Source organism: Bradyrhizobium oligotrophicum, from assembly GCF_051168495.1.
GTDB classification, from domain to species: Bacteria; Pseudomonadota; Alphaproteobacteria; order Rhizobiales; family Xanthobacteraceae; genus Bradyrhizobium; species Bradyrhizobium oligotrophicum_A.
The window spans coordinates 127148-153697 of the sequence record NZ_JBNPVB010000010.1 but is presented as its reverse complement, the minus strand read 5'-3'; the positions used below and the strand labels follow the sequence as shown (position 1 = coordinate 153697).

The following is a 26550-nucleotide window of genomic DNA, read 5'->3' as shown; positions in this document are numbered from 1 at the left end:
TCTTTTGGGCAAATGTTAAGCCCGGTTCTGCGCGGCCGGCATGCGTGGAAAATTATTGCTGAACGACCGGCGGGCTCGGCTGCGCCGCCCCCTGGCGGGCGCCATTGGCCGGGACAGTTCCGCCATTGGCCCGATTGGCAGGCGGCTTCTTGGCCCCGGCCGGCGCACGGGGCGCGGTTGCCGCGCCTGCCGGATCAGCCGCTCCGCCGGCGACGGCAGGCGGCGCCTCCTCCGGCTCGACGGTATCGTTCTGCGTTTGCCGCTCCATCGCCCTGAGCTTGGCGACGTTCTTCTGATGCAGGTCGTAGGTCTCGGTGAAGGCATGACCGCCGCTGCCGTCGGCGACGAAATAGAGATCGCGCGTCCGTGCCGGATTCGCGGTTGCTTCGAGCGAGGCGCGGCCGGGATTGGAGATCGGCCCCGGCGGCAGCCCTTCGATTACATAGGTGTTGTAGGGCGACGGCTGGGTGATCTCGCTGCGCTTGATCGGACGTCCCAGCGTGCCCTTGCCGCCGACGAGACCATAGATGATCGTCGGATCCGACTGCAGCTTGATCCGCTGCTTCAGCCGGTTCACGAACACGGAGGCGACACGGCTGCGCTCGTCGGGCTTGCCGGTCTCCTTCTCGACGATCGAGGCCAGGATGACCAGTTGCTCCGGCGTTTTCACCGGGAGATCGGGACTGCGCCGCTCCCAGATTTCGGCCAGCACGCGCTTCTGCGCCTGCTGCATGCGCTGGACGACCTGATCGCGGCTGGTGCCGCGCGGGAACTTGTAGGTCTCCGGCAACAGCGTTCCTTCACGCGGAATCTCGCGAACGCTGCCGGTGAATATCTCGTTGTCCGACAGCCGCGCCACGATCTGCTCGGAGGTCAGACCTTCCGGAATCGTGACGCCGTGCTGCACGACCTTGCCTTCGACGATCACACCGATCACGTCGCGCAGCGAAGCGTTCTTCTGGAACGCATACTCGCCGGGCTTCAGGTCGGAACTGGCCTTCAGGGCGTAGACACCACCGATGAAGATCCAAGGATTGACGTCGATCACGCCTTCGCGCGCCAGCACGTCGGCGATGTCGCGCTTGCCCGCGCGCTGCGGGATGTTGACGATCTTGTCCTCCTGCAGCGGTCCAGCCGCTTCGAGGATCTGCCGTCCGTAATAATACGTCGCGCCCGCCCCGAGCATGGCCAGGAGGAGCAGCGTGATGATCGCGTTGCCGACCACCACGAATGGATTGCGGGCACGGTCCGAGCGTCGCGGCGGCGGCGGCACGCGTTCGGGCTCGAGCGCTGCGCGCGGACTACGGGGCGAGATGGGCGGCCGTTCACTCATCGATGCAACCTTCAGTGCTGTCGCTCTCGTCGTGGCCGTGCGCACCCCACGCAAGCGACCTGAAGTCCACGCCCATCCCACGAATCGTCATCGAACAAGGCGAAAAGGTGTTTCCGCCGGGCCTCGCCGCCATCAATTTACCGCGCCGACGCGCGCGGCCAACCTTCGAAGGACACGCGAAGTGTTGGGTTCTAGTGTGGCTGCAGTCGGAAATCCGCGTGACAAAGTGGCAACAGGTCCAAGCGGTATTCCGGCCGTCCTCACTCGTTCACCACGCGCCGCAGGATCACCGACGCATTGGTGCCGCCGAAACCAAACGAGTTCGACAACGCCACGTTGATCTCGCGCTTGCGAGCCTTATGCGGGACGAGGTCGATCGCGGTCTCCACCGACGGGTTCTCGAGATTGATCGTCGGCGGCGCGATGTTATCCCGAATCGCGAGAATGCTGAAGATCGCTTCCACGGCACCGGCAGCCCCCAGCAGATGACCGATGGAGGATTTGGTCGAGGACATCGAGATCTTCGATGCGGCATTGCCGAGCAGGCGCTCGACGGCCCCCAGCTCGATCTCGTCACCCACCTGTGTCGAGGTGCCGTGCGCGTTGATGTAGTCGATGTCGGCGGCGGTGATGCCGGCGCGCTTCATCGCAGCGCTCATGCTGCGGAAGCCGCCGTCGCCGTCCGGTGAGGGCGACGTGATGTGATAGGCGTCGCCGGACAATCCGTAGCCAGAGACCTCGGCATAGATCCGCGCGCCGCGCGCCTTGGCGTGCTCATACGCCTCGAGCACGACGACGCCGGCGCCCTCGCCCATGACGAAGCCGTCACGATCCTTGTCGTAGGGACGCGATGCCCGCGTGGGCGTCTCGTTGAAGCCGGTCGACAGCGCGCGCGCCGCGCAGAATCCGGCCATGCCGATTCGGCAGATCGGCGATTCGGTGCCTCCGGCAACCATGACGTCGGCATCGCCGAGCGCAATCAGCCGGCTGGCATCGCCGATGGCGTGTGCGCCCGTCGAGCAGGCCGTGACCACCGAATGGTTGGGGCCCTTCAGCCCGTGCTCGATCGAGACATAGCCCGACGCGAGATTGATCAGACGTCCGGGAATGAAGAACGGCGACACCTTGCGCGGACCGCGCTCCTTCAGAAGGATGGCCGTGTCGGCGATGCCCGACAGCCCGCCGATGCCCGAGCCGATCAGCGTGCCGGTCGCACACCGATTTTCTTCGGTCGCGGGATGCCAATCGGCATCATCGAGCGCCTGACGTGCCGCGGCCATGGCGAAGATGATGAAGTCGTCGACCTTGCGCTGATCCTTCGGCTCCATCCACTGGTCGGCATTGAACGTGCCGTCGGAGCCATCGCCCCGCGGCACCTGACAGGCCACCCTGGCTGGCAGATCGGAGACGTCGAACGATTCGATCAAGCGCGCACCGCTCTTGCCTTGGAGGATGCGCTGCCAGGTCGTTTCCACACCACAGCCGAGCGGCGAAACCATGCCAAGGCCAGTGACGACAACCCGCCTCATGTTCGTTTCTCCAGAGCCGACCCTTCAGCGCGTGCAGATCGGCTGATCGCGGCACCTCGGGTCATTTGTACGAGCAACAATTTCTGACATCGCCGCACGTTCGAATCGTGCCTCGCCGGCCGTCAGATGACGGCTCTCCGCGGCGCCGCCAACAGCAAGAAACCGGTCGACCGCGCAAGACGGATCGGCCGGTTTCGCATAACTCTCGCCGGAGCGTCAGCTCTTGGCGTTCTTCTCGAGGAACTTGGTGGCGTCGCCCACGGTCAGGATCGTCTCCGCGGCGTCGTCCGGAATCTCGCAGCCGAACTCTTCCTCGAAGGCCATGACGAGCTCGACCGTGTCGAGGCTGTCAGCGCCGAGGTCGTCAATGAAGCTCGCGTTGTCGACCACCTTCTCGGGCTCGACACCAAGGTGTTCGACCACGATCTTCTTAACCCGCTCGCCAATCTCACTCATCGTTCAACCTCGTGCTTGTTCCTTTAAGACCCGACCCCCGGATGATCCGCGTCACCCCGGCCGTCAAACTTCCTTCGCAATCGCGCAAAACCAGATTTGCCCCGCAGCGCCCCTTTACCGAAATCTGGCGGACGACATGCGGTCCGAAAATTTCGGAAACGGGGCCACTCACAAACTCCAATCCTGAGGACTCCACGAGTCCGGTACGCCTCCGACCCAGAGCGCTCAAACAGGAACCCGGATCAGCAGCACCAGCCGACGGAGGCCCGGCGAACGATGGTAGCTCGCCCCGCCAATATACAGGGTTTGGAAATCCTGCAATGGCGTTCTTCGTGCCCCCATGAGCGGCCCGGTTACCATACACGCGAATCATGGGCCACGCGGCCCCGAAGAGTTGGCGAGACGTCTTTTCGCCGCATTCCGAGCCGCGGGAGGCACCTAGATCATGGCCATGCCGCCGTTGACGTGGATGGTCTGCCCGGTGACGTAGGCGGCCTCGTTGGACGCGAGGTACACCGCAGCTGCAGCAATATCCTCTGGCGTGCCTAGCCGCGCCGCCGGCACCTTGGCCAGAATGCTCTCGCGCTGCTTTTCGTTGAGCGCATCAGTCATCGGCGTCTTGATGAAGCCGGGTGCGATGCAGTTGGCGGTCACGCCGCGCTTGGCATATTCGGCGCCGAGTGTCTTGATCATGCCGATGATGCCCGCCTTGGAAGCGGTGTAATTGCCCTGCCCCGGATTGCCGGTCACGCCGACGATCGAGGTGATCGCGATGATGCGGCCGAAGCGCTTGCGCATCATCAGCTTCGTCGCAGCACGCGACAGGCGGAAGGTGGCGGTGAGGTTGACCTTGATCACCTCGTCCCAATCCTCGTCGCGCAACTGCACGAATAGGTTGTCACGGGTGATGCCAGCGTTGGCGACGAGAATGTCGACCTGTCCCATCGCCTGCTCCGCCGCCGGCACCAGCGCCTCGACCTCGGCCGCATCCGACAGGTTGCATGGCAGCACGTGCACACGGCTGCCCAGCTCACCTGCCAGGGTCTCCAGGACCTCGCGCCGGGTGCCGGAAATTGCCACCGTCGCCCCCTGGGCATGCATGGCCTTGGCGATCGCGTTGCCGATGCCGCCGGTCGCGCCGGTGACCAGCGCGGTCCTGCCACTCAGATCAAACATTCAATTCTCCTCAATGCCGCTTGCAAGCAGCCCTTTACGCCGTTTTCGCCGCGGCCAGCGCATCCTTGGCGGCCGCGATGTCCGCCGGCCCGCCGACGGCCACGCCGACCGCACCGTCGGCGATCCGCTTGACCAGTCCGCTCAGCACCTTGCCGGCGCCGATCTCCAGGAATCGGGTCACACCCTGGCTCGCCATATAGGCGACCGATTCGCGCCAGCGTACCGTCCCCGTGACCTGCTCGACCAGCCGGCGCCGGATCTCGTCGGGATCGCTGATCGGCGCCGCCAGAACGTTCGAGATCAGCGGCGAGGCCGGCGCCTTGATGGTGACTTTCGACAGCGCCTCCGCCATCACGTCGGCCGCCGGCTGCATCAGCTGGCAATGGAACGGCGCGGAGACCGGCAGCAGCATGGCGCGCTTGGCGCCCTTCGCCCGGGCGATCTCGACGGCGCGGTCGACGGCAGCCTTGTTGCCGGACACCACCACCTGGCCGCCGCCATTGTCGTTGGCGGCCTGGCAGACCTCGCTTTGAGCCGCCTCTTCGGCCACGGCCACCGCGGCCTCGTAATCCATTCCGAGCAGCGCAGCCATGGCGCCGACCCCGACCGGAACCGCCTTCTGCATGGCAACGCCGCGCGTCCGCAGCAGCCGGGCGGTATCGGCGATCGTCAGGCTGCCCGCGGCAGCCAGCGCGGAATATTCGCCCAGCGAGTGACCGGCGACGAAGGCCGCATCACGTCCGACCGAGATTCCCGCCTCGGTTTCCAGCACCCGCAAGGTTGCCATGGACACCGCCATCAGCGCCGGCTGCGCATTCTCGGTGAGCTGCAGGGTTTCGGCCGGGCCCTCCCAGATGATGGCCGTCAGCTTCTCGCCGAGGGCGGCATCGACCTCCTCGAACACGGCGCGCGCTGCCGGAAAAGCCTCCGCCAGCGCCTTGCCCATGCCGACGGCCTGGGACCCCTGCCCCGGAAAAGTGAATGCTGCCGTCATGGACACGCCCCCTGAACGCCCGAAATCCCTGGAATTGAGTAACTTTGGCCGGAAAGACACCGCCCGAGGCGGTCATGTCAAGCGCGTGGCAGGCCCAATTCGACCACTTTCCCTTGCCTTGCGGCCGAAAACCGGTATATAGCGCGCCATCCGTGGATCCCGAGCCGGGAGCTGAACGGACGGTCTCAGCAAATTCACCTTGCTCGATCTTGGGGATCTAACATCTCCACGATGTCCAGGCGACTTTGATGTGGCAGGGCCAGTCGGCCCGTCGTCCCGTGTTCCCGCCTTCTGAGCTGACGTCTGCGAGTCCTTTCCAAAGGGCTCGAAGGGCTTGACGCCGGGGTCTGCGCCAACATGGAAAGGACAGCCATGCCTCTTTATGAGCATGTTTTCCTCGCGCGTCAGGACGCGAGCACCCAGCAGGTGGAAGAACTGACGGCCCAGATGACGGGTATTGTCGAAGGTCTCGGTGGCAAGATCACCAAGACCGAGAATTGGGGCGTTCGCTCCCTCACCTACCGCATGAACAAGAACCGCAAGGCGCACTTCGTGCTGCTCAACATCGACGCGCCGTCCGCGGCAATCGCCGAGATCGAGCGTCAGGAGCGGATCAGCGAGGACGTGATCCGTTACCTGAGCGTCCGCGTGGACGAGCTCGAGGAAGGTCCGTCGGCGATGATGCGCAAGGCCGATCGCGACCGTGAGCGCGACGACCGTGGCGGTGGTTTCCGTGGTGAGCGCGACGGCGGCGGTTTCCGTGGCGATCGCGGTGACCGTGGCGATCGCGGCCCGCGCCGGCCCCGTGACGAAGAAACTGCGGACGAGGAGTAAGATCAATGGCTGAAGCCCCCGCACGTCGCCCGTTCTTCCGCCGCCGCAAGACCTGCCCGTTCTCCGGCCCGAACGCGCCGAAGATCGACTACAAGGATTCGAAGCTGCTGATGCGCTACGTGTCCGAGCGCGGCAAGATCGTGCCGAGCCGCATCACGGCCGTGTCGGCCAAGAAGCAGCGCGAGCTCGCGCGCGCCATCAAGCGCGCCCGCTTCCTCGGCCTGCTGCCCTACGTCATCCGCTGATCGGCGGCCTCGAATCGGCGGCCCCGCGCCGCCGGTTCGTTCTTCTGAATTCTCTCATAAGGTTTCCGGGTCATCCGGTTGCCGATGGTTGGGGCCACGGGCCTCTAACCGCTCGAAAGGAGCGGGACAGCTGATGATCGCACCGATTCTCATCGCCCTTGCGGCAGGCGCGGCCGCCGCCGTGATGTTCGCCTCGATCGTGTCGGGCGCGTTGATCTCGCTTGCCCTGTTCTATCTGGCGCCGCTGCCGCTGATGGTGGCGGCGATCGCCTGGGGTCCGCTCTACGCCAGCATCGGCGGGATCGCCGCGGCGATTGGGCTCGGCCTGCTCGTGAGTTTCCCCTACGGCATCGCCTTCGCCGTCGCGGTCGCGCTGCCCGCCTGGTGGCTCGGGCACCTCGCGATGCTCGGCCGCGCCACCGCCGAGACCGCGCCCGACGCGCAGGCTGTCATCGAGTGGTATCCGATCGGCCGCATCCTGCTGTGGATCTCCACGCTGGCGGCCCTTACGACCTTCGCCGCCCTGCTGACGCTCGGCACCGACGCCGACACGATCACCGACACCCTGCGCAGCGCACTCACCCGCCTCCTGAGCGCGGCCGACTCGCCGCTTCCTCCCGAGGCCGACCGGTGGGTCGACGCACTGATCCGGATCGCGCCCGGCGGCGCGGCGATGTTCGCGACCCTGACGCTGAGTCTCAATCTGTGGCTCGCCGGCAAGATCGCCGCCACTTCGGGACTGCTGCGACGGCCCTGGCCCGATTTGCGATCTATCGCGCTGCCGCCGATGACGTTGGTGGCCCTGCTGGCCGCGATCGGCTTCGCGTTCGGCAGCGGCCTGCTCGCCCTCGTCGCCGTCATCGCCGCGGCCGCGTTGCTCATGGCCTACGCGCTGACCGGGTTCGCCGTGCTGCATACGCTGACGCTCGCGCTGCGCAGCCGCGCCCTGTGGCTCGGCTCGATCTACGTCGTGATCGTGCTGTTCGTCTGGCCGGTGCTGGCGATGGTCGTCCTCGGCCTCGCCGACGCCGCCTTCGACCTCCGCAACCGCTTCGGGCCGCGGCGGCCGCCGCCGTTGCCGGCACCGTAAAGAGTTCAACCTCACATCAATCGCTTCCAACATCACAAGGAGAACATCGATGGACGTCATTCTGCTGGAACGTGTCGCCAAGCTCGGCCAGATGGGCGAGATCGTGAAGGTCAAGGACGGGTTCGCCCGCAACTTCCTGCTGAAGCGCAAGAAGGCGCTGCGGGCCACGGCCGAGAACAAGGCCAAATACGAGGGCATGAAGGCCGAGCTCGAGGCCAACAACATCAAGGCCAAGGGCGAGGCGGCCAAGGTCGCCGAGAAGATCGACGGCCGCGACATCGTCATCATCCGCCAGGCCTCCGAATCCGGCCAATTGTTCGGCTCGGTCTCGGTGCGTGACATCGTCGTCGCGCTCGCCGCCGACGGCATCACCGTCAGCCGTCCGCAGGTCTGGCTCGACGCGCCGATCAAGACCATCGGCCAGCAGAAGATCACGGTCGCGATCCACCCGGAGGTCGAGACCTCGGTGACCGTGACGGTGGCCCGCAGCGCCGACGAGGCCGATCGCATCAAGCGCGGCGAGGACATCTCGACCCGCCAGGAGGACCGCGACGCCGCCGCCGAAGCGATCGCGGCCGCCGGCGAGTTCTTCGACCCGGAAGCCCAGGACGAGGGCGCGACCGAGCCGACTGCGGAGTAAACGGCGCGCCTGCGCCTTACACCAAACTCCTTGCACCAAAATCAAAGCCCGGCTCAACGAGCCGGGCTTTTTGACTGTCTCATCGCGATGGCGACGACGGCACCGAAGGATCCGACGGCACCGACTCGGTCGTGGCCGGCGCCGGCGTGACCGGAGGAACCGGATCGGCGCGCAGCGAAGGTGCGGCGTCACTCGACTGCGGGGTTTCGACCCGCGGCGGCTCGGAGCCGGCCGCACCGTCGGCGCGCGACAAAGCCGGCCGGGTCGCGCCGGTCGGCTCGCTGCGCGTGTCGTCGGCGGCTGCGCCCTCCTGGGCCGGCTTCTTGTGCTTGCCGAGCCTGCCCTTCTTGGCAGGCGCGCTGCTGTCGCCGTCGGCGGGTGCTGCGGCCGGTTCCCTGGTCTCCGCCCCGGTGTCGGGCTTCGCCTCGGCCGGCGCCGCGCGCTTGGAATGGCGGCCGCGGCGCCGCGGCTCGGCGGCCTCATCGGCGGCAGGCTTGGCCTCGGACGGCTCGGTCGCGGCCGACCGCGCCCGGCGCTCGGCCCGCGTCTCCTTACCGTCCTTGCCCGAATGCCCCGTGGCGCGGACATCGCTGGCGCCGTTCGAGATCAGGTAGTTGGCGAGCACGCCGGCCATTTCGGGACTGGTCGTGTAGTGCTGCCGCAAAAAGCCGGGCAGCGAACTCGCCGACGTGGTCTTGAGCAGCCCCCGCGGCGATTTGTGGCAGACCACGCAGCCGCCGTTGAAGAGCTGCGCCGGCGTCTTGCCTGCATCGAGATTTTCCTGCGCCACGGCGGCGCCGGCAAAGCCCATGCAGACCACCGCCACCACCGTCGCCAAATTGAGCGCTCGGCCCACCATTCTCATTCTCCAGCCATGGTTTTGCCCACACGGCACCGTCGCTGCCCGACATCGACGGCCGCGTTCCTCTTCGTCGTCCTGCGAACGCCACCGCCGAAAACCGCAGCCGCTTCGCGTACGCGACGGCAGCCCTGCCGGCGCCCACCCTGCAACCGGCGGTCGCCTTTTTAGCGAATTGCCGAGGGAATGAAAGCGCACAGATGGACCTGTGCGGAGATGTCCATCGGTGAAATATCATGGTCCTGGACGCGAGATGGCGATGGTCTCGACTCCGCCCAAACAAAACGTGCGGTCTGTGAACTGGCTCACAGACCCCGGGAAGGCCCGGCCGTAATGTCCCGGCATGATCGAGAGCCAGGCCCGAGCCATGCTGGAACCCCAGACCGACTTCAGCACCGACTACGCGCTGATCGCGGCCGGTGTGGTCGCGTCTCTGCTGGCTCTGCTGTATCTGCTGCTGGTCTGATCTCGCGCGCCGACCGGATGGCGGCCAGTGCACGCCGGCCCGTTCCCGCTCTCCAACCCATCTCACCGACTCCCGTCCGCGCCCGGCGCGGCCCGGCCCGTGATGGCATCGGGGTTCCAGATGCGCGGCTGCGGCCCTGACTCGGTGCGATCGCGTCAAGCACCGCATCTGGCGAGTCCGGATTCATCCACCAGATTTAGCGGACGGTGAATAGCGGTCACGTTTCGCTTCCGCTTCATGCGCGACGAGCGCTTTATCCCCTCCCCAGCAAAGCTGCTAAACACGCATCCATGGCATTGACCGATTCGAACGTATTGAAGCTGGCGCCCGACACCGCGGCGCCGACCTATCGAAGCGCTCCTCACAACATCGAGGCGGAGCAGGGTCTGCTCGGCGCCATTCTGGTCAACAACGACGCCTTCTACCGGGTGTCGGACTTCCTCGAGTCCAAGCATTTCTTCGAGCCGCTGCATCAGACGATCTTCGACACCGCCTCGAGCCTGATCCGGATGGGCAAGATTGCGACGCCCGTCACTCTGAAGACGTTCCTGCCCGCCGATGTCGACGTCGGCGGCATGACCGTCGGGCAATATCTGGCGCGGCTCGCGGCCGAAGCGACCACGATCATCAACGCCCAGGACTATGGCAGGACCATCTACGACCTGTCGTTGCGCCGCGACCTGATCGGCATCGGCGAAGACATGGTCAACGTCGCCTATGACGCGCCGGTCGACTTCGCGCCGCGCAACCAGATCGAGGACGCCGAGCGCCGGCTGTACGAACTCGCCGAATCCGGCCGCTACGACGGCGGCTTCCAGAAATTCTCGCAGGCGTTGACGACCGCGCTCGACATGGCGGCGAAAGCGTTCCAGCGCGACGGCAAGCTGTCCGGCATCTCCACCGGCCTGCGCGATCTCGACGCCAAGATGGGCGGCCTGCAGCATTCGGACTTGATCATCCTGGCCGGCCGTCCCGGCATGGGCAAGACCTCGCTCGCGACCAACATCGCCTACAACGTCGCCCAGGCCTATGTTCCGGAACTGCAGCCCGACGGCACCTACAAGGCCGCCCAGGGCGGCGTGGTCGGGTTCTTCTCGTGCGAAATGAGCGGCGAACAGCTCGCCACCCGTATCATCGCCGAGCGCTCGGGCGTTCCCTCCAGCATGATCCGCCGCGGCGGCATCACCGAGGCCGATTTCGAAAAGCTGCGCGAGTGCTCGATCGAGCTGCAGTCGCTGCCGTTCTATGTCGACGAAACCGGCGGCATCTCGATCTCGCAAGTGATGGCGCGCGCCCGTCGTCTGAAACGCCAGAAGGGGCTCGACCTGCTGGTGATCGACTACATCCAGCTGCTGGCGGGCTCGGGCAAGCGCGGCAACGACAACCGCGTGCAGGAAATCACCGAGATCACCACCAGCCTGAAGGCGCTGGCCAAGGAGCTCAGCGTTCCCATCATCGCGCTGTCGCAGCTGTCGCGCCAGGTCGAAAACCGCGAAGACAAGCGGCCGCAACTGTCGGACCTGCGTGAATCCGGCTCGATCGAGCAGGACGCCGACGTCGTGCTGTTCGTGTATCGCGGCGAATACTATCTGGCCGCCAAGGAGCCGCGTCCCGGCACCGAGGAGCATCAGAAGTGGCAGATGGAAATGGATCTGGCGCTCGGCAAGGCCGAGGTGATCATCGGCAAGCAGCGCCACGGCCCGACCGGCACGGTCGAGCTGCACTTCGACGCCTCGGTCACCCGCTTCGGCGATCTCGCGCATGACGGCATGGTGCAGCAAAACCACGACTATTGACCGTGTGCGGTTGAACCGCGGCGCTGCGGCGCGTAAAAGCGCCGCATGAGTGTTCCCGAAAAGAAGCCCGCCGAGCAGCCCGCAGCGGCTGAGAACGACAGCCAGGTGCCCGCCGGCGCGACCGGCGTCCTGACGATCGATCTCGACGCCCTCGCCGCCAATTGGCGCAAATTGGAAAAGACCGCGGTGCCGGCCGAATGCGCCGGCGTCATCAAGGCCGACGCCTATGGCTGCGGCATTCCGCCGGTGGCGCGCACCCTCGCCGCCGCCGGCTGCAAGACCTTCTTCGTCGCGACGCTCAGTGAGGCCAAGGCCGCGCGCGCCGCCCTGCCCGACAGCGCCGCGCTCTACGTGCTCGACGGCTTCTTCCAGAACACCGGCGACGACTACGCCGCGATCAACTGCCGCCCTGTCATCGGCGATCTCAACGAGCTCGCCGAATGGGACATGTTCTGCCGCCGCACCGGGTGGAAGGGCGGCGCCGCCATCCACGTCGACACCGGCATGAACCGGCTCGGCCTCACCGCCCTGGATGCGCAAGGCATGATCCCGCGCATCCAGAGCGGCGACCACGGCATCACCCTGGTGATGAGCCATCTGGCCTCCGCCGAACAGGTCAACAGCCCGGCGAATGCGCGCCAGCTCGGCCTCTTCCGTGAGGTCGCGAGCGCCTTCACCGGCGTGCCGGCGGCACTCGCCGCCTCCTCCGGCATCTTCCTCGGCGCGTCGTTCCAGTTCGACTTGGTGCGCCCCGGTGCGGCACTCTACGGCATCAATCCGACGCCGGAGGCCGACAACCCGATGCAGCCGGTCGCCGAGATCAGGGCGCGCATCGTGCAGCTGCGCGACCTCGCCCGCGGCGACACCGTCGGCTATGGCGGCACCTGGACCGCGCGCCGCCCAACCAGGATCGCGATCCTCTCCGCCGGCTATGCCGACGGCTACTTCCGCGCCGCCTCTTCCAACGACGGCACCCGCGGCGCCGACGTCATCATCGCCGGCCAGCGCTGCCCCGTCGCCGGCCGCGTCTCGATGGACCTGATCGCGATCGACGTCACCGACCTGCCGCCCAAGGCCGTCAGGCGCGGCCACTTCGCCACTCTGCTCGGTGAAGGCATCACCGTCGACGAACTCGCGCATCATTTCGGCACCATCGGCTATGAGGTCCTGACCAATCTCGGTCGGCGCTATCACCGCATCTACAAGGGCGGCGCGGCGGTGGCGGAGAGCTGATCGGCGGCTACAACGTTGTCGGCCTGAGAGGCCCGCAGCTACCGCCACATCGTCATTGCGAGCGCAGCGAAGCAATCCAGAGTCCCGCACACCACCCTGGATTGCTTCGCTCCGCTCGCAATGACGGGCTGGTAGATATCGGCACCAACTCGCGACGACGCCCGTGCTTAGCCCGGATGAGCGCAGCGACATTCGGGACCTCACGCGCACCATCGGTGAACCCGGATCTCGCTGCGCTCATACAGCTACGATCCGCAATAGCCCACCAACCTCCGCTGTCATCGCCCGGCTCGACCGGGCGATCCAGTATTCCAGAGACGGCTGTGAGTCCTCGATGGGCCGCGGCATACTGGATCCCCGCTTTCGCGGGGATGACGACTGAGTGTGCGGTGCGACTGTTCGGTCTCATGAGAAGGACACGCTTCATCATCCTCGCACGCCTTTCGCGCCGAGCTATCCATCTCGTTGTCACCCTCTCGATAAGCGAGGGCGCAGGGAATGCCGGGTGCTGGCCGCAACCCATGGCCCGCCTGCAGAAAAATTAGCAGGCGGCAGTCACCACAGGTCCAGCCGGTCAACCGGCATTCCCTGCGCGATGGCCTTACGCCTTATGCGTACTCTCCCCGGGGATCGGCTGTCTTGCCCCCGTAACCGGCGGATCATCGTCACCACCGGCGTAGCATCAGCGTCGAGATGCCAGGACCATACGTTTTCAACGTGCGCCTCGAGCCGTTCGTCCGCACGACGTCAAGCCATGCTGCGACCCCAAGCGCCCACCGCATCCCACCCCGCGTGCCGTGACGATCGCGATACGCCCCTCGTGCCGGGGCGGGACGGAGCCATACAATCATTATTTTCGGAAAAACGAAAGATGAATATTTTTCTGCTCAGCACTGGACAGGGTGAGTCGCCTTGAATTCGCTGACAAATCCGACTTCTCCGCGCACGCATGAGACTCCGGTCCAGCAGATCAGCAGCGGCTTCTGGATGTCGTGTTCGGGATGATGTGATATGGATGTCTTCCAGCCTGCAAGCGAGACCGGCGCATGATTTGTGAGCAGTCCCGAATTCGATTGGCCCTGGCTCTGCGGCGCTACGTCGCCGGACGGATCGACAACGACACTCTGTATGAGGTCGAGGTTGATTGGCGCGATCGCGGAGCGGTTGCCGTCAAGCAGGCCGCATGGACACTCTATGACGATACAAAGAGCCATTATGCAAAGGGCCGGCACAAGATATCCCGCCGCGATCGACGCAGGATCGCCAAGTGGATCGTGTTCCTGCACAGTCGTAGTGAGTATCTCTGGCCCGAATACTCGTTCCTTCAAATCGTGAACTGGCCGATGAACATCCTGACTTTCGGTTGGTGGGAACGCCGCAAGGCTCGGCGATGGCAAGAGTTCGAAGAGGCAGGCGAGTTCGCGGCTTGGCCGTTCATTGCGATGTCGGACCTTGAGGCTGCGACGGCGAAGCCTCGATATTTTGCAGGAGTTGGGAGAAGCCGACGAGTCTAAGCGCCTCAGGTCAATGATCGGTCCCTCGTCCAACGAAAGACGTGGCTGTGTTCTCCAAACTCAAGGAAATCGCCAGCGGCGCTGCGAAAAGTGTCGGCGGGCAGTTTGCGAAAGCATCCAGCGCCATTACCGACCTCGCCGCCAGCCTGGCGACCCGCGCAGCGGCGGCAGCGGATCTCGGACGGATTCTCGATATCATCGAGATGGTGCCGGGCGTCAAATTCGAGCGCCCCGGGATCGATGCTGGCTATCTCGACACGCTGCTGGCAGCCGTGCAGATGGGCGAGCTCACGCTCGCGATCCACTACCGCAAGGAAACCGAAGCCAGCGTGGTGCGCCTGTATCCCCTTCCCGCGGCGGCTGCCAACGAGCTGACCGGGTCGAACAGGTTCTTTGCAAAGGTCCTGATCAACGGCGACGACGACGAGCCGGCCATCCAGATGCTGATCAATTCCGAGCATCTGGCGAACAACTACAGGCACGTAACCGCGGATACGCTGATCAACGCGCTGGCCTTCCCGATCGAGAACGTCAAGGGCGGCTTCATCATCGCCCGATCGTTCCGTGCGATCGCGCGGCCGATCGCAGGCTGGCTGCTCGGGATCATCTTCGACCAGGGCGAAAGATTGCATCGGCGTCTGCGCGGCGATCGTGACGACGATCCTCCGCAACCACCTTCACCGCAGGCGGAGGAGCAACACGTTGATACGCCAGCCGCCTCAACGGCCTCCGACGACGGCACCAGCTCCGAACCGCCATCGAACCAGAGCAGCCTGGCGGATGACGACCGCCTGATGGAAGGAGAACAGCTTCGCCAGGATCGCCGATCCGACCGGACCGTGTGAAACCTCTGAAACGCTTCCTTGCGTATCCAAGGCGGGATGACGACTGTCTGCCATCAGGACGGAAAGCATTTCCCGAACGCCCAGCTTCGGTGACAGTGCACGAACCTTACCCGAGTTGCGCTTGGCTCGTGCGCTTCGGCTTCATAGTTCGAGCGGCACTCCTCCATGAAGGTTTCGGGGCTTGCCCGGAATTCCACCCTCGTTGGAACAACCAGCCCCGGCCTGCCGCCCGACGAAGCCCCCTTGCAGCAGTGACCGCCCCGCACCAAATCCGCCCCAACGGCCGTCAGCCAGCCACCGCGCAGATCATGGCGGAGCACGACCGCGCACCCCACGGTCGCGTCCCGCGCTCACGCCTGGAAGTAATCCGGTTGGCCGATGTCGGCGATCAGGCCGATTCCCTCCGGTCTCCAGCCCAGGCGCTGCTGCGTCAGAACGCTGGAGGCCGGCATGTCCAGGCCCGCGAACATCGCCAGCGGTCCATAATACTCACTCGCCTCCTCCTGACCGATCGAAACGACCGGCACGTTCAGCGCGCGACCGATCACCTCGATGACCTCGCGCATCGGGACGCCCTCCTCGCCGACGGCGTGGTAGATCGCGTCTGCAATGCCCTTCTCGAGGGCGAGCCGGTACAGGCGGGCAACATCCGATCGATGCGCGGCGGCCCAGCGCTCGGTGCCGTCGCCAACATAGGCGGCGCGGCCCTTCTGCCGTGCAAGCTCGACCAGATAGGAGATCAGGCCGGCCTTTCCGAGCGCGCCGTGCACCTGCGGCAGACGGATCGCCATCGCGCGCACGCCACGCGAGGCATAGGCGAGGCCTGCCTGCTCGGACACGCGCGGAACCTGCGCGCTCGACTCGCGCCGCATGTCTTCGGTGACCACCACGTTGGCCGCGACGAGTCCGGTTCCGGAGGTGACGATGAACGGCTTGTTCGTGCCCACCAGCACATCGCCCATGGCCTCGATGGCGGCCTTGTCGATCGCGCCGTTCTCCGCGAATTTCGCGAAGTCGTGGATGAAGGCGAGATGGATCACGCCGTCGGCATCCCTCGCGCCGCGCTTCAGGCTGTCGAGATCCTGCAGCGAGCCGCGATGCACCTGCGCGCCCAATTGCTCGAGCGTGCGGACGTTGTCGTCGGAGCGCGCCAGGCCGATGACCTGGTGCCCTCCGGCGATCAGCTCCCTGGTGGTTTCGGAGCCGATGAATCCGGCGGCGCCGGTGACGAAGACACGCATGAGACACTCCCTGTTCAGACCGCCGGGATATTGCTACGTTGCTCATACGGGTAAAGTAGTGACGTTATACGGGTATGAATGCTAACAGGATGACGAACGCCGCCTCGCTCGGGGCCTATCTCCGGGACCGCCGCGGCAAGCTCGATCCGACCGCTTTCGGCCTGCCGCTGCAACGGCGGCGCACGCCGGGACTGCGGCGCGAAGAGGTGGCGCAGCGCGCCAACGTCAGCGCCACCTGGTACACTTGGCTGGAGCAAGGGCGCGGCGGCGCACCCTCCGCCGACGTGCTGGATCGCATCGCCCGCGCCATGATGCTGACCGAATTCGAGCGCGAGCATCTGTTCCTGCTCGGTCTCGGCCGGCCGCCCGAGGTCCGCTATCACGCGATCGACGGCATCTCACCGCGCCTGCAACGCGTGCTCGACACGCTGGAATACAGTCCCGCCTTCGTTCGCACGGCCACCTGGGACATCCTTGCCTGGAACAGGGCCGCCGCGGCCGTTCTCACCGACTACGGCGCGCTGCCGGAGGGGCAGCGCAACGTGCTGCGCATGATGTTCCACGACAGTCGCGTCCGCGCCGCGCAGTCGAACTGGCAGGCGGTGGCGCGCTATGTGGTCGCGTCGTTCCGCGCCGACGTGGCGCGCGCCGGTGCGGCCCGCGATGTGCAGTCGCTGGTCGACGAGCTCTGCGCGACCAGCCCAGAATTTGCGGCGATGTGGCGCGACAACGACGTGCAGGGACGGCATGGCGACGGCGTGAAGCTCCTGCAGCATCCGATCGCCGGACCACTCTCCTTGGAATTCTCGGGCTTCGCCGTCGACGGCCGGCCCGACCTCACCCTGGTGATCTACAATCCGGCGACGCCGGCCGATGCCGACAAGATCCGCGCGCTGCTGACGCAGCGCCCGGAATAGGTGCGTCCACGCCGTGCCTTCCCCGCATGACGGGTGACAGGGCACGAAATTGCATCCCGATCTGCACGGATCAGACGGGCGCCTCTCGGCGCGCAGCCAAATCGGCGTGCGCCGGTTCGCAATGCTCGATCAGCAATTCGGTGAGGACCCGAATCTTCCGTGCGGGATGCTGCCCCGACGGGCGGATGACATAGGCCCCGGCCGGTGCCGGCGGATGACGCGTCATGACCGGCACGAGTTCGCCCGACGCCAGGTAGTGGTGCAGGATGCCGTCGGGGAGGCAGGCGATGCCGAGCCCGGCGGCGGCAGCCGCGGCGAGAGCCGTGCCGTTGTCCGCCTTGAAGCGACCCTGCGGACGAACCGTGACGATCGCGTCGCCATCCATCAGCTGCCAGCTTTCGCTACCCTGCAGCAGCGCCTCATGGGCAGCGAGCTCCTCCGGCGTTTCGGGCGCGCCATGCGTCCTGATGTAGTCCGGACTCGCGACGAGCTTGCCTTGGATCGGCCCGATGCGTCTTGCGATGAGGTTGGAGTCCTGAAGATAGCCGACCCGGATCGCGCAATCATAACCTTCCGTGATGAGATCGACGAAGCGGTCGCTGTAGCAGGTGTGGACCTGGAGCCGGGGATGACGCCGCGCCATTTCCGCGAGAATGGGAGCGAAGTGCGTCGGCCCGAACGACAGCGGCACGGCCACACGCAGGCGGCCGCAAAGCTCGCCCGCAGGCAGGATGGTTTCCCTTGCCACGTCGATCTCGGCGCAGGCGCGCGCTGCGTAGTCCCGGAACGTGGCCCCTGCTTCGGTGAGAGCGGCGCCGCGGGTGGTGCGCGCGAGCAGCTGGACGCCGAGTTCCGCTTCGAGCCGGAACAGCCGCCGGCTGATGATCGACTTGGAGACGCCGAGCCGGCGCGCGGCGGGCGAAACGCCGCCGGCATCGGCCACGTCCACGAATGTCTGCAGCTCCTCGATGTCCAACGCAGCGTTCCCCGTTTCGCGACACAGCTTGTCGGAGACGGTCACTACCCCATGCCGCATGGCAACGACAATATCGTCCCCAGGCAGCGGCGCCTATGCCGCATGTCTTGTCGAAATCGATGCCGCTCCCGACGGCAGCAAAGGATATCTTCATGACCTTTCGTAATGGCCTTGCATCCCTTCTTCGTCCCGAGGACTCGGTGCTCGTTCTGATCGACCACCAGCCCTACCAGCTCGCGAACGTGAACAGCCACGAACCGCAAATGGTCATCAACAACACGGTCGGTCTGGCGAAGGCGGCCAAGGCGTTCCGTGTTCCCACCATCCTGACGACCGTGATCGCCGAGCGGGGTGGCGCCCTGTTCCCGCAGATCACCGACGTATTCCCAGGCCAGGAGGTGATCGACCGGACCTTCATCAATACCTGGGAGGACCGCAAGGTCGTGGACGTGGTCGAGGCAACCGGCCGCAAGCAGCTGATCATCGCGGGCCTGTGGACCGAGGTCTGTGTCGCGATGCCGACGATCCAGGCGCTCGGCGAAGGCTGGGACGTGACCGTGATCACCGATGCGTCGGGCGCGGTTTCGGCCGAGGCTCATCAGGTCGCCATCCAGCGCATGCTCGCCGCCGGCGCCAACATGATGACGTGGCTGGCGCTCGCGGCCGAATGGCAGCGCGACTGGGCCCGGACCGACCAGGCCGCCGCGCTGACCGACGTGATCGTCCAGCATGCCGGCGGCAGCGGCATCGCCTTCCTGTGGGAGCAGCAGCTGCTCAACACGCCAGTCCCGCCCCCCGCGCGCTGAGCGGGGCGGAAATTACGAAATTTACGCGAAGTTACTGTGCCAGTGCACTAAATTAAAATAACGGTGACAGTGTACGAAACTCGTCTCATCTCGGGCGGAATCAGGCTCCCCCAGCGGGGGGCGCATTGTTAAGTGCACTGTCACCGAAATATGTTGAGTGCACTGTCACCGAAATTAGCTGCGCTCGTTCAGCATCGGAAAGCCGCGCTGGTGCCAGACCGGATAGGCCGCCGGCGTGTCGCTGGCGGCATCGAGCCTCGCGACCTGCTCGGGCGTCAGGCTCCAGCCGACGGCGCCGATGTTTTCGATCAGCTGGCTCTCGTTGCGCGCGCCGACGATGAGGGTCGAGACGGTCGGACGCTGCAGCAGCCAGTTCAGCGCAACCTGCGGGATGGTCTTGCCGGTGTCCTTGGCGACAGCGTCGAGCGCATCGACGACGCGATAGAGCCGCTCCTCCTCGAAGTGCGGGCCGGTGCCGGCAATGTCATGCGCGCGGGTGCCGGGCTTGGCCGGCTGTCCCCTGCGGATCATGCCGGTCAGCTTACCCCAGCCGAGCGGGCTCCAGATCACCGCCCCGACGCCCTGGTCGAGGCCGAGCGGCATCAGCTCCCACTCGTAGTCGCGGTTGAGCAGCGAGTAATAGGCCTGATGCGCGACGTAGCGCTGTGTGCCGTAGCGCGCCGACGACGCCAGCGACTTCATCAAATGCCAGCCGGAGAAGTTCGAGCAGCCGATGTAGCGAATCTTGCCGGCGCGCACGAAGCCGTCGAGCGTGGCGAGGGTCTCCTCGACCGGCGTGTTGTAGTCCTGGCCGTGCAACTGGAACAGATCGATGTGGTCGACGCCGAGCCGTTTCAGCGAACCGTCGATGGCCTCGATCAGATGCTGGCGCGACGAGCCGTAGTCGTTCGGACCATTCCCCCTCGGGAACGTCGCCTTGGTCGAGATCAGCAGCCGGTCGCGCTTGCCCTTGATGGCCTGGCCGAGGATGCTCTCGGCCATGCCGTCGGAATAGACGTCGGCGCTGTCGAACATCGAGATGCCGTGATCGAGGCAGACGTCGATCAGCCTGGCAGCGCCACCCGCGTCGGTTGCGCCCCAGGCCTTGAAGAAGTCGTTGCTGCCGCCGAAGGTGGCGGTGCCGAAGGAGAGCACCGGCACCCGCAGACCGGAATGCCCAAGACGTCGATGGTCCATGATCTCGCTCCGTCGTTCACTCGGTGTTGCCGGACGCCGAGTTGCGCCTGCACCGCTTCAATACTCCCGCCCCTCGTTCGCGACCATGCCGCCCTGCGCATGGCATTGTTGCGCGCCGGAACTGCCGTCGGCGCTTACATTTCCTACGAAGCAGCAAGGGCCGAGCTGTAGCGTCGGGCCGCTGCGAAACGAAGATGACGATGACATTCGAGATTGACATCGCACGGGCCTCATGAAGATCGCGACCTTCAACATCAACAACGTCCGGCGCCGCCTCCCCAACTTGGTGCGCTGGCTGCGCGCGGCCAGGCCCGATATCGTGTGCCTGCAGGAACTGAAATGCGTCCACGCCGACTTCCCCGCCGACGAGATCGGCAAGGCGGGCTATGGCGCGGTGTGGCAGGGCCAGAGGACGTGGAACGGCGTCGCGATCCTCGCGCGCAAGGCCGATCCGGTGCTGACCCGCACGGCCCTGCCCGGCGATCCTGCGGACAAGGAGGCGCGCTACATCGAGGCCGCGGTGCGCGGTATCGTGATCGGCTGCCTCTATCTGCCGAACGGCAATCCGCAGCCGGGGCCGAAATTCGACCACAAGCTCGCCTGGTTCAAACGGCTTCACCGGCACGCGGCGAAGTTCATCAAGGACGATCTGCCTGTCGTGCTCGCCGGCGACTACAACGCGGCGCCGACGCCATTGGACATCTACCCGACCAGATCATGGGACAAGGATGCGCTGATCCAGCCGAAGAGCCGCGCGGCGTTCGCAAAGCTAGTCGATCAGGGCTGGTGCGACGCGATCCGCACGCTGCATCCGGATCAGCCGATGTTCACGTTCTGGGACTACAAGCGCAACCGCTGGCCGCGCGATGCCGGCCTGCGGCTCGATCATCTGCTGCTGAGCCCGAAACTGGCGCCGCGCCTGATCAAGGCCGGCGTCGACCGCGCCATCCGCGGCGAGGACGGCGCCAGCGATCACGCACCGGCCTGGATCGTGTTGAAATAGTCGGGGCCGGCGGACGGCAAATCATCAAACGACAAAACGGGGCATCTTCGGGGGTCGGCACGATCAGCCGCGATCCGGCCAGATCTCCTCCAGCTTGGTCGAGCGCTCCGGCAGGCCTTCGGTCAGCATGGCGGTGCCGCCGCACACCGGCAGATGGACGACGAGGCTCGCGGCATCCGGCACGTTGGTGCGCGGCGTCACGTTCCACAGCATGATCTCCTCGCGCGTCCGCCGGATCTCCTTGAACTCGTAGCTGAAGGTCTCGGATCCCCGCGGATATTCGCGCCAGAGATTGCCTTCTTTCCTGAAGCTGCTCTGTGTGCCGCCGAAATTGTCGGCGTAGGTGAGGCAGGCGGGCAGGTTGAGCGTGTCGAGCACGAGCGCGCCGATGTTCGACGCGGCGGGAATGACGCTGTTCACGGCGCCGATCGCCGCAAACACCGTCGTCAGCGCGCCGGCCGCCATGACGAGCCAGCCGCTCTTGGAGACGCCGGACTGCGCCGGCTTCGAACCGATCGCCTCGTCGGCGATGACCTCGGGAGCAAGAACCTTCGACGACGACGTCAGATGTAGCTGGGCCATGACTGCGTTCTCCGATCTCGGCAGGGATTGCTGACCAACCGGGTCCGTTCATCGGATATTAATCTTGCAGGTCTCGGCCGCCGCGAATGTGAGACGGATCACAACCGGTGATTTTCGTTCGCGGCCGCTACACGGCTGACGGTCAGTCCTCCTGCCCTACCGGCCCGCCCTGTCAGTCCCGGCCCGCGACCATGATCGCCTGCGCCAGCCGGCCGGGATCGGAGAAGCACAGCTCGTGGCTGCCGGGCACCTGGACCAGCCGGAACAGGCCGAGCTTGCCGGACAGACGCGGATGCCACGGCAGGCTGTGCGGCAGCGCCGTGTCCTCGGTGCAATTGATGTAGGATTTCGCGATGGCCATCTCGGCCGGATTGGTGCGGAGCTTGATCGGGTCGGTGAAGGTCTTGTTCGGGTGCGGGTTCAGGATCTCATAGCTGCGCGTCGCGGTGGCGAGATCGGCATCGTTGATGAAGGCCTCGCGCCAGATCGGGAACGGCAGCACCACCGAGCCGTCGCCGCGCTCGGCCGCGACCGCGTCGAACAGCGCGACATACTGCGGCGGCACCATGTCGTTGAGGCATTCGCCGTCATTCGGCACGAACGCATTCCAGTAGATCAGCCGGCGGATGCGCTGCGGGATGCGGTCGGCGACGCCGGTGATGACCATGCCGCCATAGGAGTGCCCCATCAGCACGACGTCGGTGATGTCGTGCTCGGTGAAATAGTCGCAGATCGAGGCGATGGCCTCGTCAAGCCCGGTGGTCTTGACGTCGCCTGGGCGATTGCCGCGGATGGTCGGCAGGTGCACGACGTGACCCGCCGCGCGGATCGGCGCCGCGACGGGCTCGAACTCGGCGCCGGTATGCCAGGCGCCGTGGACCAGGACGTAGGTTGACATGCTGAGGTTCCCCTGCACTGTTGATGGCGGTGATGGGAATGATGGCCGGACGGCACCCGCCGCGCTTGGCTGCAACTGAACCCAATTGGTCTCGGAGTGAACCGATGCCGGGCGCGGAGCCGGAACGTCAGCGGAGCTGGAATACGGCCATGGTGCGGCCGCAAGAGCAGTTCGCCTACTATCGCGAGGCGATCTGCCAGGCCTTCATGAACCTCACGCCGGAGCCTGCGCGCGGCGTCGGCTTCGCCGCTGATGTGCAGAGCATCGATGTGGCGCGCGGCGCGATCAACCGCGTCACCTTTCCGGAGCACATCGTGCGCCGCTCGCGCACGGACATCGCAGCCTCCGGCCAGCGCTGCTTCTATCTCAACCTCAAGCTCGCCGGCCGCTGCACGATCCAGCAGGATGATTGCGAGGTCAGCCTGTCCGCTGGTCAGGTCGGCATCTTCGACAGCGACCGCACCTTCGTGCTGCAGCATGATCGCGGGCCCTTGCTCGGCGTGGTCTCATTTCGCGTGCCGGCCGATGCGCTGTTCAGCCGCCTGCCGACGGTGCTGGACATCGCGCCAACGCGGCTGTCCGACGATCCTTTCGTCGGCGCGCTGATCGTCGAGACCGCCCGCTCGCTCAACGCCAACGCGCTGCGGCTCGCGCCTGATGACGCCACGGCGCTGTTGGGCGTGCTGCTCGACCTGGTCGCGCTGAGCCTGTCGCGCGGCAGCCGCAGCGAGGCGCATGCCACCGCCTCCTTCTCCGACGCAACGACACTCGCGCTGCGCCGGGCCATTCACGAGCGCCTGCGCGAGCCGGGACTGACGGTGGCGACCATTGCCGCGACGGTCGGGATCAGCGAGCGCTACGTGCACAAGCTCCTGGCACGCGCCGGCACCAGCTTCTCCGAGCTCGTGATGGGGCGCCGGCTCGACGGCATCGCGCGTGATCTGCGCGATCCCGGCTGTGCAGGATCCGACATCGGCCGCATCGCGTTCGACTGGGGTTTTTCGGATCTGTCGCACTTCTCGCGCCGCTTCAAGCAGCGCTTCGGCATGCGCCCGCGCGACTGGCGCGCAGAGCTCACGACCATCTCAGGCTGACAGGCGCCGCACATTGGCGGCGACGTGCTCGCGGTAGCGGCCGACGACATCGGCGGCCGATGCGCCGAAGCACAGGCTGGCCGCGGCCTCGAACACCGCGGCGATCTTCTCACCGACCATCAGTTGCGCCTCGTAGGACGAATCCTGGTCGCCGCGCGCGAATTTCTCCAGCCGCAGCCGGATCACCTCGCCCGCCTCCATCGCCAGCATCGCGCTTGCGAACCAAGGGAACTCGGCATCGCCCATCGCCGCCGCTTGCGGCTCGATCGAAACGGACATCGGCTCACTGCTCATCGTCGCTTCACCCCGCAAACATCGGCTCGTGATCGACGAATACGCTTCAACTTTTAAAGGTGCAGACGCACAATCATCCGCGATTTCGATTCTCGTCGAACCCTTCGTTAACCACCGACCGAACTCTCTCCTCCGTCATTGCGAGCGCAGCGAAGCAATCCAGGGGCAGCGGGCGTAACCCTGGATTGCTTCGTCGCTTCGCTCCTCGCAATGACCGATGGAGAGATCTCGCCTCATCCATGCGGAGCGAACCATTTTGGGCTTTCTGTTCGTCCTCGCGGTCGGCCTCGTCGCCGGCACCTTGTCGGGTATCGTCGGCACCGGATCGTCGATCATGCTGATGCCGGTGCTCGCCTACGAATATGGCCCGAAGGAAGCCGTGCCGATCATGGCGGTCGCCGCCGTGATGGCGAATTTGTCGCGCATCCTGGCGTGGTGGCGCGAGGTCGACTGGCGCGCCTGCGCGGCCTATTCGGTCACTGGCATTCCGGCGGCTGCGCTCGGCGCGCGCACGCTGCTGATCCTGCCGTCGCAGGCGGTCGACATCACGATTGGCCTGTTCCTGATGGCCATGGTGCCGGTGCGGCATTGGCTGACGCGCCATGAGATCAAGGCCAATCTCTGGCATCTCGCGCTCGGCGGTGCGGTGATCGGATTTCTGACCGGCATCGTGGTCTCGACCGGACCGCTCAGCGTGCCCCTGTTTCTGTTCTACGGCCTGTCGAAGGGCGCGTTCCTCGCCACCGAGGCAGCGAGCTCGCTCGGGCTCTATGTCTCGAAATCCATCACGTTCCAGCGCTTCGGCGCGCTGACGCCAGATATCCTGCTGAAGGGCCTGATCGCGGGCGGCTCGCTGATGGCCGGCGCCTTCGTCGCCAAGCGCTTCGTGCTGCACATGAAGCCGGACGTGTTCCGTCTGGTCATGGATGGCATCATGCTGGCCGCAGGCCTAACTATGCTATGGAACGCCACCCACTCCTGACCGCATCGATTCTCCATCCATGGCCAAGACCACGCTCTCCTTCGTGTGCCAGAACTGCGGCGCGGCCTATGGCCGCTGGCAGGGCAAGTGCGAGGCCTGTGGCGAGTGGAACACGCTGGCCGAGGAGGACACGACCGGTGCGACCTCCGCACCGGTGTCGCTGCGATCCAAGCGCAAGGGCCGCACCTTTCAGCTGGAATCGCTGACCGGCAAGAGCATCGATGCGCCGCGCCTGCCCTCCGGAATGGCCGAGCTCGACCGCGTCACCGGCGGCGGCTTCGTGCGTGGCTCGGTGCTGCTGGTCGGCGGCGATCCCGGCATCGGCAAGTCGACCTTGCTGACCCAGGCCACCAGCATGATGGCGCGGGCCGGCCATCGCGCCGTCTACATCTCCGGCGAAGAAGCCGTGGCCCAGGTGCGACTGCGCGCCGAGCGCCTCGGGCTTGCCGACGCGCCGGTGCAGTTGGCGGCCGAGACCTCGGTCGAGGACATCATCTCGACGTTGTCGGAAGGCGGCGTGCCGCGGCTGATCGTGATCGATTCGATCCAGACGATGTGGACCGACACCGTCGAATCGGCGCCAGGCACGGTCACCCAGGTGCGCGCCTCGGCGCAGAAACTGATCAGGTTCGCCAAGAAATCCGGTGCCGCCATCATCCTGGTCGGCCACGTCACCAAGGACGGCCAGATCGCCGGTCCCCGCGTCGTCGAACACATGGTCGACGCCGTGCTGTCGTTCGAGGGCGAAGGCTCGCAGCAGTTCCGTATTCTGCGCGCGGTCAAGAACCGCTTCGGCCCGACCGACGAGATCGGCGTGTTCGAAATGACCGGATTGGGCCTGCGCGAGGTCACCAACCCATCCGAGCTGTTCCTGTCCGAGCGCGATCTCGGCAGCCCCGGTACGGCGGTGTTTGCCGGTATCGAGGGCACGCGGCCCGTGCTGGTCGAAATGCAGGCGCTGGTGGCGCCGACCTCATTGGGCACGCCGCGCCGCGCCGTGGTCGGCTGGGATCCGAGCCGGCTGTCGATGGTGCTGGCGGTGCTGGAAGCACATTGCGGCGTCAAGCTGTCGGGCCACGACGTCTATCTGAACGTCGCAGGCGGCCTGCGCATCCACGAGCCAGCCGCGGATCTCGCTGCCGCAGCCGCGCTGGTGTCCTCGCTGGTCAACGCGCCGCTGCCGCCCGATGCGGTCTATTTCGGCGAAATCTCGCTGTCAGGCGCGGTACGCCCGGTGGCGCAGACTTCGGCGCGGCTGAAAGAGGCGGCCAAGCTCGGCTTTCTGCGCGTGGTGCTGCCGGAGCGCGCCCGCGGCGAGGCCGGCGGCGATGCCGGCCTGAGCCTCAATACCGTCGGCGGACTGACCAGCCTGGTCGCCGACATCGCCGCCCGCGGCACGCCGCGCGCACGTCACACCAGCAGCCGGGACGACGGCGATGCCGGCGACCCAGGCCGCCGTGGCGCGGGCCCTGCCGAAAAAAATGCCACACCAGCGAGATTCCGCCGCCAGGACGGCTAGCCGGACCGTGACGTTCGCATGACTCGCCGCT

The 26550-nt window shown here is 66.0% G+C and carries 26 protein-coding genes; 14 read left to right on the top strand and 12 right to left on the bottom strand.

Annotation, left to right across the window (positions count from 1 at the left end):
• Window positions 1-52: 52 nt before the first annotated feature.
• From mltG to fabD, 5 genes are all read right to left on the bottom strand, one after another.
• A complete protein-coding gene (mltG, locus tag ACQR1B_RS20050) occupies window positions 53-1333 on the bottom strand; it encodes an endolytic transglycosylase MltG (RefSeq protein ID WP_434833252.1) in 1281 nt (426 codons plus the stop codon).
• A 260-nt stretch (window positions 1334-1593) separates the two neighbouring features.
• A complete protein-coding gene (gene fabF, locus ACQR1B_RS20045; RefSeq protein ID WP_434833253.1) occupies window positions 1594-2862 on the bottom strand; it encodes a beta-ketoacyl-ACP synthase II in 1269 nt (422 codons plus the stop codon).
• Between the two features lie 216 nt (window positions 2863-3078).
• Window positions 3079-3318, bottom strand: a complete 240-nt coding sequence (locus tag ACQR1B_RS20040) for an acyl carrier protein (RefSeq protein WP_006610957.1) — start codon at window positions 3316-3318, stop codon at window positions 3079-3081.
• Window positions 3319-3756: 438 nt separating this feature from the next.
• The gene (fabG, locus tag ACQR1B_RS20035; protein ID WP_434833254.1) at window positions 3757-4494 is read right to left on the bottom strand and encodes a 3-oxoacyl-[acyl-carrier-protein] reductase; all 738 of its coding nucleotides are present in this window, start codon (window positions 4492-4494) and stop codon (window positions 3757-3759) included.
• A gap of 34 nt (window positions 4495-4528) precedes the next feature.
• Complete coding sequence (fabD, locus tag ACQR1B_RS20030) at window positions 4529-5488, bottom strand: ACP S-malonyltransferase (protein ID WP_434833255.1); 960 nt, start codon at window positions 5486-5488, stop codon at window positions 4529-4531.
• A 372-nt stretch (window positions 5489-5860) separates the two neighbouring features.
• On the opposite strand from fabD, the gene rpsF reads away from it, so the two are divergent.
• The 4 genes from rpsF (at window position 5861) to rplI (ending at window position 8297) form a co-directional block, all read left to right on the top strand.
• Window positions 5861-6322, top strand: a complete 462-nt coding sequence (gene rpsF, locus ACQR1B_RS20025; RefSeq protein ID WP_434833256.1) for a 30S ribosomal protein S6 — start codon at window positions 5861-5863, stop codon at window positions 6320-6322.
• A gap of 5 nt (window positions 6323-6327) precedes the next feature.
• Window positions 6328-6567 (top strand): 30S ribosomal protein S18, encoded by a 240-nt coding sequence (gene rpsR, locus ACQR1B_RS20020; protein WP_008963441.1) that lies wholly within the window; start codon window positions 6328-6330, stop codon window positions 6565-6567.
• Between the two features lie 133 nt (window positions 6568-6700).
• Complete coding sequence (locus ACQR1B_RS20015) at window positions 6701-7657, top strand: DUF2232 domain-containing protein (RefSeq protein WP_434833257.1); 957 nt, start codon at window positions 6701-6703, stop codon at window positions 7655-7657.
• Between the two features lie 49 nt (window positions 7658-7706).
• Window positions 7707-8297 carry a 50S ribosomal protein L9 gene (gene rplI / locus ACQR1B_RS20010; protein ID WP_434833258.1) on the top strand — a complete coding sequence of 197 codons (591 nt, stop codon included), beginning with the start codon at window positions 7707-7709 and terminating at the stop codon, window positions 8295-8297.
• A 79-nt stretch (window positions 8298-8376) separates the two neighbouring features.
• Here rplI and ACQR1B_RS20005 read toward each other — a convergent pair whose 3' ends face one another.
• Window positions 8377-9156, bottom strand: coding sequence for a hypothetical protein (locus tag ACQR1B_RS20005; protein ID WP_434833259.1), 780 nt, complete (start codon window positions 9154-9156; stop codon window positions 8377-8379).
• 756 nt (window positions 9157-9912) lie between these two features.
• Between ACQR1B_RS20005 and ACQR1B_RS20000 the strand changes: the two genes are divergently transcribed.
• The 4 genes from ACQR1B_RS20000 to ACQR1B_RS19985 all read left to right on the top strand — a co-directional run bounded on the left by ACQR1B_RS20000 (window position 9913) and on the right by ACQR1B_RS19985 (window position 15010).
• The gene (locus tag ACQR1B_RS20000; RefSeq protein WP_434833260.1) at window positions 9913-11418 is read left to right on the top strand and encodes a replicative DNA helicase; all 1506 of its coding nucleotides are present in this window, start codon (window positions 9913-9915) and stop codon (window positions 11416-11418) included.
• Between the two features lie 45 nt (window positions 11419-11463).
• A complete protein-coding gene (alr, locus tag ACQR1B_RS19995; protein ID WP_434833261.1) occupies window positions 11464-12651 on the top strand; it encodes an alanine racemase in 1188 nt (395 codons plus the stop codon).
• Between the two features lie 1046 nt (window positions 12652-13697).
• Window positions 13698-14165 (top strand): hypothetical protein, encoded by a 468-nt coding sequence (locus ACQR1B_RS19990; RefSeq protein ID WP_434833262.1) that lies wholly within the window; start codon window positions 13698-13700, stop codon window positions 14163-14165.
• Between the two features lie 47 nt (window positions 14166-14212).
• Window positions 14213-15010, top strand: a complete 798-nt coding sequence (locus tag ACQR1B_RS19985; protein WP_434833263.1) for a hypothetical protein — start codon at window positions 14213-14215, stop codon at window positions 15008-15010.
• 350 nt (window positions 15011-15360) lie between these two features.
• On the opposite strand, the gene ACQR1B_RS19980 is transcribed toward ACQR1B_RS19985, so the two are convergent.
• Window positions 15361-16251, bottom strand: a complete 891-nt coding sequence (locus tag ACQR1B_RS19980; protein WP_434833264.1) for an SDR family oxidoreductase — start codon at window positions 16249-16251, stop codon at window positions 15361-15363.
• A gap of 89 nt (window positions 16252-16340) precedes the next feature.
• Here ACQR1B_RS19980 and ACQR1B_RS19975 point away from each other — a divergent pair, with 89 nt between their 5' ends.
• The gene (locus ACQR1B_RS19975) at window positions 16341-17168 is read left to right on the top strand and encodes a helix-turn-helix transcriptional regulator (RefSeq protein ID WP_434833265.1); all 828 of its coding nucleotides are present in this window, start codon (window positions 16341-16343) and stop codon (window positions 17166-17168) included.
• A gap of 70 nt (window positions 17169-17238) precedes the next feature.
• On the opposite strand, the gene ACQR1B_RS19970 is transcribed toward ACQR1B_RS19975, so the two are convergent.
• Window positions 17239-18144 carry a LysR family transcriptional regulator gene (locus ACQR1B_RS19970; protein WP_434833266.1) on the bottom strand — a complete coding sequence of 302 codons (906 nt, stop codon included), beginning with the start codon at window positions 18142-18144 and terminating at the stop codon, window positions 17239-17241.
• Window positions 18145-18296: 152 nt separating this feature from the next.
• Here ACQR1B_RS19970 and ACQR1B_RS19965 point away from each other — a divergent pair, with 152 nt between their 5' ends.
• Window positions 18297-18950, top strand: coding sequence for a hydrolase (locus tag ACQR1B_RS19965; protein ID WP_434833267.1), 654 nt, complete (start codon window positions 18297-18299; stop codon window positions 18948-18950).
• Window positions 18951-19124: 174 nt separating this feature from the next.
• On the opposite strand, the gene ACQR1B_RS19960 is transcribed toward ACQR1B_RS19965, so the two are convergent.
• Window positions 19125-20147 (bottom strand): aldo/keto reductase, encoded by a 1023-nt coding sequence (locus ACQR1B_RS19960; RefSeq protein ID WP_434833268.1) that lies wholly within the window; start codon window positions 20145-20147, stop codon window positions 19125-19127.
• Between the two features lie 232 nt (window positions 20148-20379).
• On the opposite strand from ACQR1B_RS19960, the gene ACQR1B_RS19955 reads away from it, so the two are divergent.
• Window positions 20380-21150 carry an exodeoxyribonuclease III gene (locus ACQR1B_RS19955; protein ID WP_434833269.1) on the top strand — a complete coding sequence of 257 codons (771 nt, stop codon included), beginning with the start codon at window positions 20380-20382 and terminating at the stop codon, window positions 21148-21150.
• Window positions 21151-21213: 63 nt separating this feature from the next.
• Here the strand turns inward: ACQR1B_RS19955 and ACQR1B_RS19950 are convergent, their stop codons facing one another.
• Window positions 21214-21732: a hypothetical protein gene (locus ACQR1B_RS19950; RefSeq protein ID WP_434833270.1), complete on the bottom strand. Its 519-nt coding sequence runs from the start codon at window positions 21730-21732 to the stop codon at window positions 21214-21216.
• A gap of 172 nt (window positions 21733-21904) precedes the next feature.
• Window positions 21905-22630, bottom strand: coding sequence for an alpha/beta fold hydrolase (locus ACQR1B_RS19945; RefSeq protein ID WP_434833271.1), 726 nt, complete (start codon window positions 22628-22630; stop codon window positions 21905-21907).
• Between the two features lie 104 nt (window positions 22631-22734).
• Between ACQR1B_RS19945 and ACQR1B_RS19940 the strand changes: the two genes are divergently transcribed.
• A complete protein-coding gene (locus ACQR1B_RS19940) occupies window positions 22735-23724 on the top strand; it encodes a helix-turn-helix domain-containing protein (RefSeq protein ID WP_434833272.1) in 990 nt (329 codons plus the stop codon).
• Here the strand turns inward: ACQR1B_RS19940 and ACQR1B_RS19935 are convergent.
• A complete protein-coding gene (locus ACQR1B_RS19935; protein ID WP_434833273.1) occupies window positions 23716-24003 on the bottom strand; it encodes a hypothetical protein in 288 nt (95 codons plus the stop codon). The genes ACQR1B_RS19940 and ACQR1B_RS19935 overlap by 9 nt on opposite strands.
• 271 nt (window positions 24004-24274) lie before the next feature.
• On the opposite strand from ACQR1B_RS19935, the gene ACQR1B_RS19930 reads away from it, so the two are divergent.
• Both ACQR1B_RS19930 and radA read left to right on the top strand, forming a co-directional pair.
• Window positions 24275-25000: a sulfite exporter TauE/SafE family protein gene (locus tag ACQR1B_RS19930; RefSeq protein WP_434833274.1), complete on the top strand. Its 726-nt coding sequence runs from the start codon at window positions 24275-24277 to the stop codon at window positions 24998-25000.
• Between the two features lie 19 nt (window positions 25001-25019).
• Window positions 25020-26519, top strand: coding sequence for a DNA repair protein RadA (gene radA, locus ACQR1B_RS19925; protein WP_434833275.1), 1500 nt, complete (start codon window positions 25020-25022; stop codon window positions 26517-26519).
• Window positions 26520-26550: the final 31 nt, after the last annotated feature.

What these genes read in the sequence shown, in the direction of transcription:
- mltG (WP_434833252.1), bottom strand. Translation starts at nt 1,333, where the DNA reads ATGAGTGAACGGCCGCCCATCTCGCCCCGTAGTCCGCGCGCAGCGCTC.
- fabF (WP_434833253.1), bottom strand. Translation starts at nt 2,862, where the DNA reads ATGAGGCGGGTTGTCGTCACTGGCCTTGGCATGGTTTCGCCGCTCGGC.
- ACQR1B_RS20040 (WP_006610957.1), bottom strand. Translation starts at nt 3,318, where the DNA reads ATGAGTGAGATTGGCGAGCGGGTTAAGAAGATCGTGGTCGAACACCTT.
- fabG (WP_434833254.1), bottom strand. Translation starts at nt 4,494, where the DNA reads ATGTTTGATCTGAGTGGCAGGACCGCGCTGGTCACCGGCGCGACCGGC.
- fabD (WP_434833255.1), bottom strand. Translation starts at nt 5,488, where the DNA reads ATGACGGCAGCATTCACTTTTCCGGGGCAGGGGTCCCAGGCCGTCGGC.
- rpsF (WP_434833256.1), top strand. Translation starts at nt 5,861, where the DNA reads ATGCCTCTTTATGAGCATGTTTTCCTCGCGCGTCAGGACGCGAGCACC.
- rpsR (WP_008963441.1), top strand. Translation starts at nt 6,328, where the DNA reads ATGGCTGAAGCCCCCGCACGTCGCCCGTTCTTCCGCCGCCGCAAGACC.
- ACQR1B_RS20015 (WP_434833257.1), top strand. Translation starts at nt 6,701, where the DNA reads ATGATCGCACCGATTCTCATCGCCCTTGCGGCAGGCGCGGCCGCCGCC.
- rplI (WP_434833258.1), top strand. Translation starts at nt 7,707, where the DNA reads ATGGACGTCATTCTGCTGGAACGTGTCGCCAAGCTCGGCCAGATGGGC.
- ACQR1B_RS20005 (WP_434833259.1), bottom strand. Translation starts at nt 9,156, where the DNA reads ATGGTGGGCCGAGCGCTCAATTTGGCGACGGTGGTGGCGGTGGTCTGC.
- ACQR1B_RS20000 (WP_434833260.1), top strand. Translation starts at nt 9,913, where the DNA reads ATGGCATTGACCGATTCGAACGTATTGAAGCTGGCGCCCGACACCGCG.
- alr (WP_434833261.1), top strand. Translation starts at nt 11,464, where the DNA reads ATGAGTGTTCCCGAAAAGAAGCCCGCCGAGCAGCCCGCAGCGGCTGAG.
- ACQR1B_RS19990 (WP_434833262.1), top strand. Translation starts at nt 13,698, where the DNA reads ATGATTTGTGAGCAGTCCCGAATTCGATTGGCCCTGGCTCTGCGGCGC.
- ACQR1B_RS19980 (WP_434833264.1), bottom strand. Translation starts at nt 16,251, where the DNA reads ATGCGTGTCTTCGTCACCGGCGCCGCCGGATTCATCGGCTCCGAAACC.
- ACQR1B_RS19975 (WP_434833265.1), top strand. Translation starts at nt 16,341, where the DNA reads ATGACGAACGCCGCCTCGCTCGGGGCCTATCTCCGGGACCGCCGCGGC.
- ACQR1B_RS19965 (WP_434833267.1), top strand. Translation starts at nt 18,297, where the DNA reads ATGACCTTTCGTAATGGCCTTGCATCCCTTCTTCGTCCCGAGGACTCG.
- ACQR1B_RS19960 (WP_434833268.1), bottom strand. Translation starts at nt 20,147, where the DNA reads ATGGACCATCGACGTCTTGGGCATTCCGGTCTGCGGGTGCCGGTGCTC.
- ACQR1B_RS19955 (WP_434833269.1), top strand. Translation starts at nt 20,380, where the DNA reads ATGAAGATCGCGACCTTCAACATCAACAACGTCCGGCGCCGCCTCCCC.
- ACQR1B_RS19950 (WP_434833270.1), bottom strand. Translation starts at nt 21,732, where the DNA reads ATGGCCCAGCTACATCTGACGTCGTCGTCGAAGGTTCTTGCTCCCGAG.
- ACQR1B_RS19945 (WP_434833271.1), bottom strand. Translation starts at nt 22,630, where the DNA reads ATGTCAACCTACGTCCTGGTCCACGGCGCCTGGCATACCGGCGCCGAG.
- ACQR1B_RS19940 (WP_434833272.1), top strand. Translation starts at nt 22,735, where the DNA reads ATGCCGGGCGCGGAGCCGGAACGTCAGCGGAGCTGGAATACGGCCATG.
- ACQR1B_RS19935 (WP_434833273.1), bottom strand. Translation starts at nt 24,003, where the DNA reads ATGTCCGTTTCGATCGAGCCGCAAGCGGCGGCGATGGGCGATGCCGAG.
- radA (WP_434833275.1), top strand. Translation starts at nt 25,020, where the DNA reads ATGGCCAAGACCACGCTCTCCTTCGTGTGCCAGAACTGCGGCGCGGCC.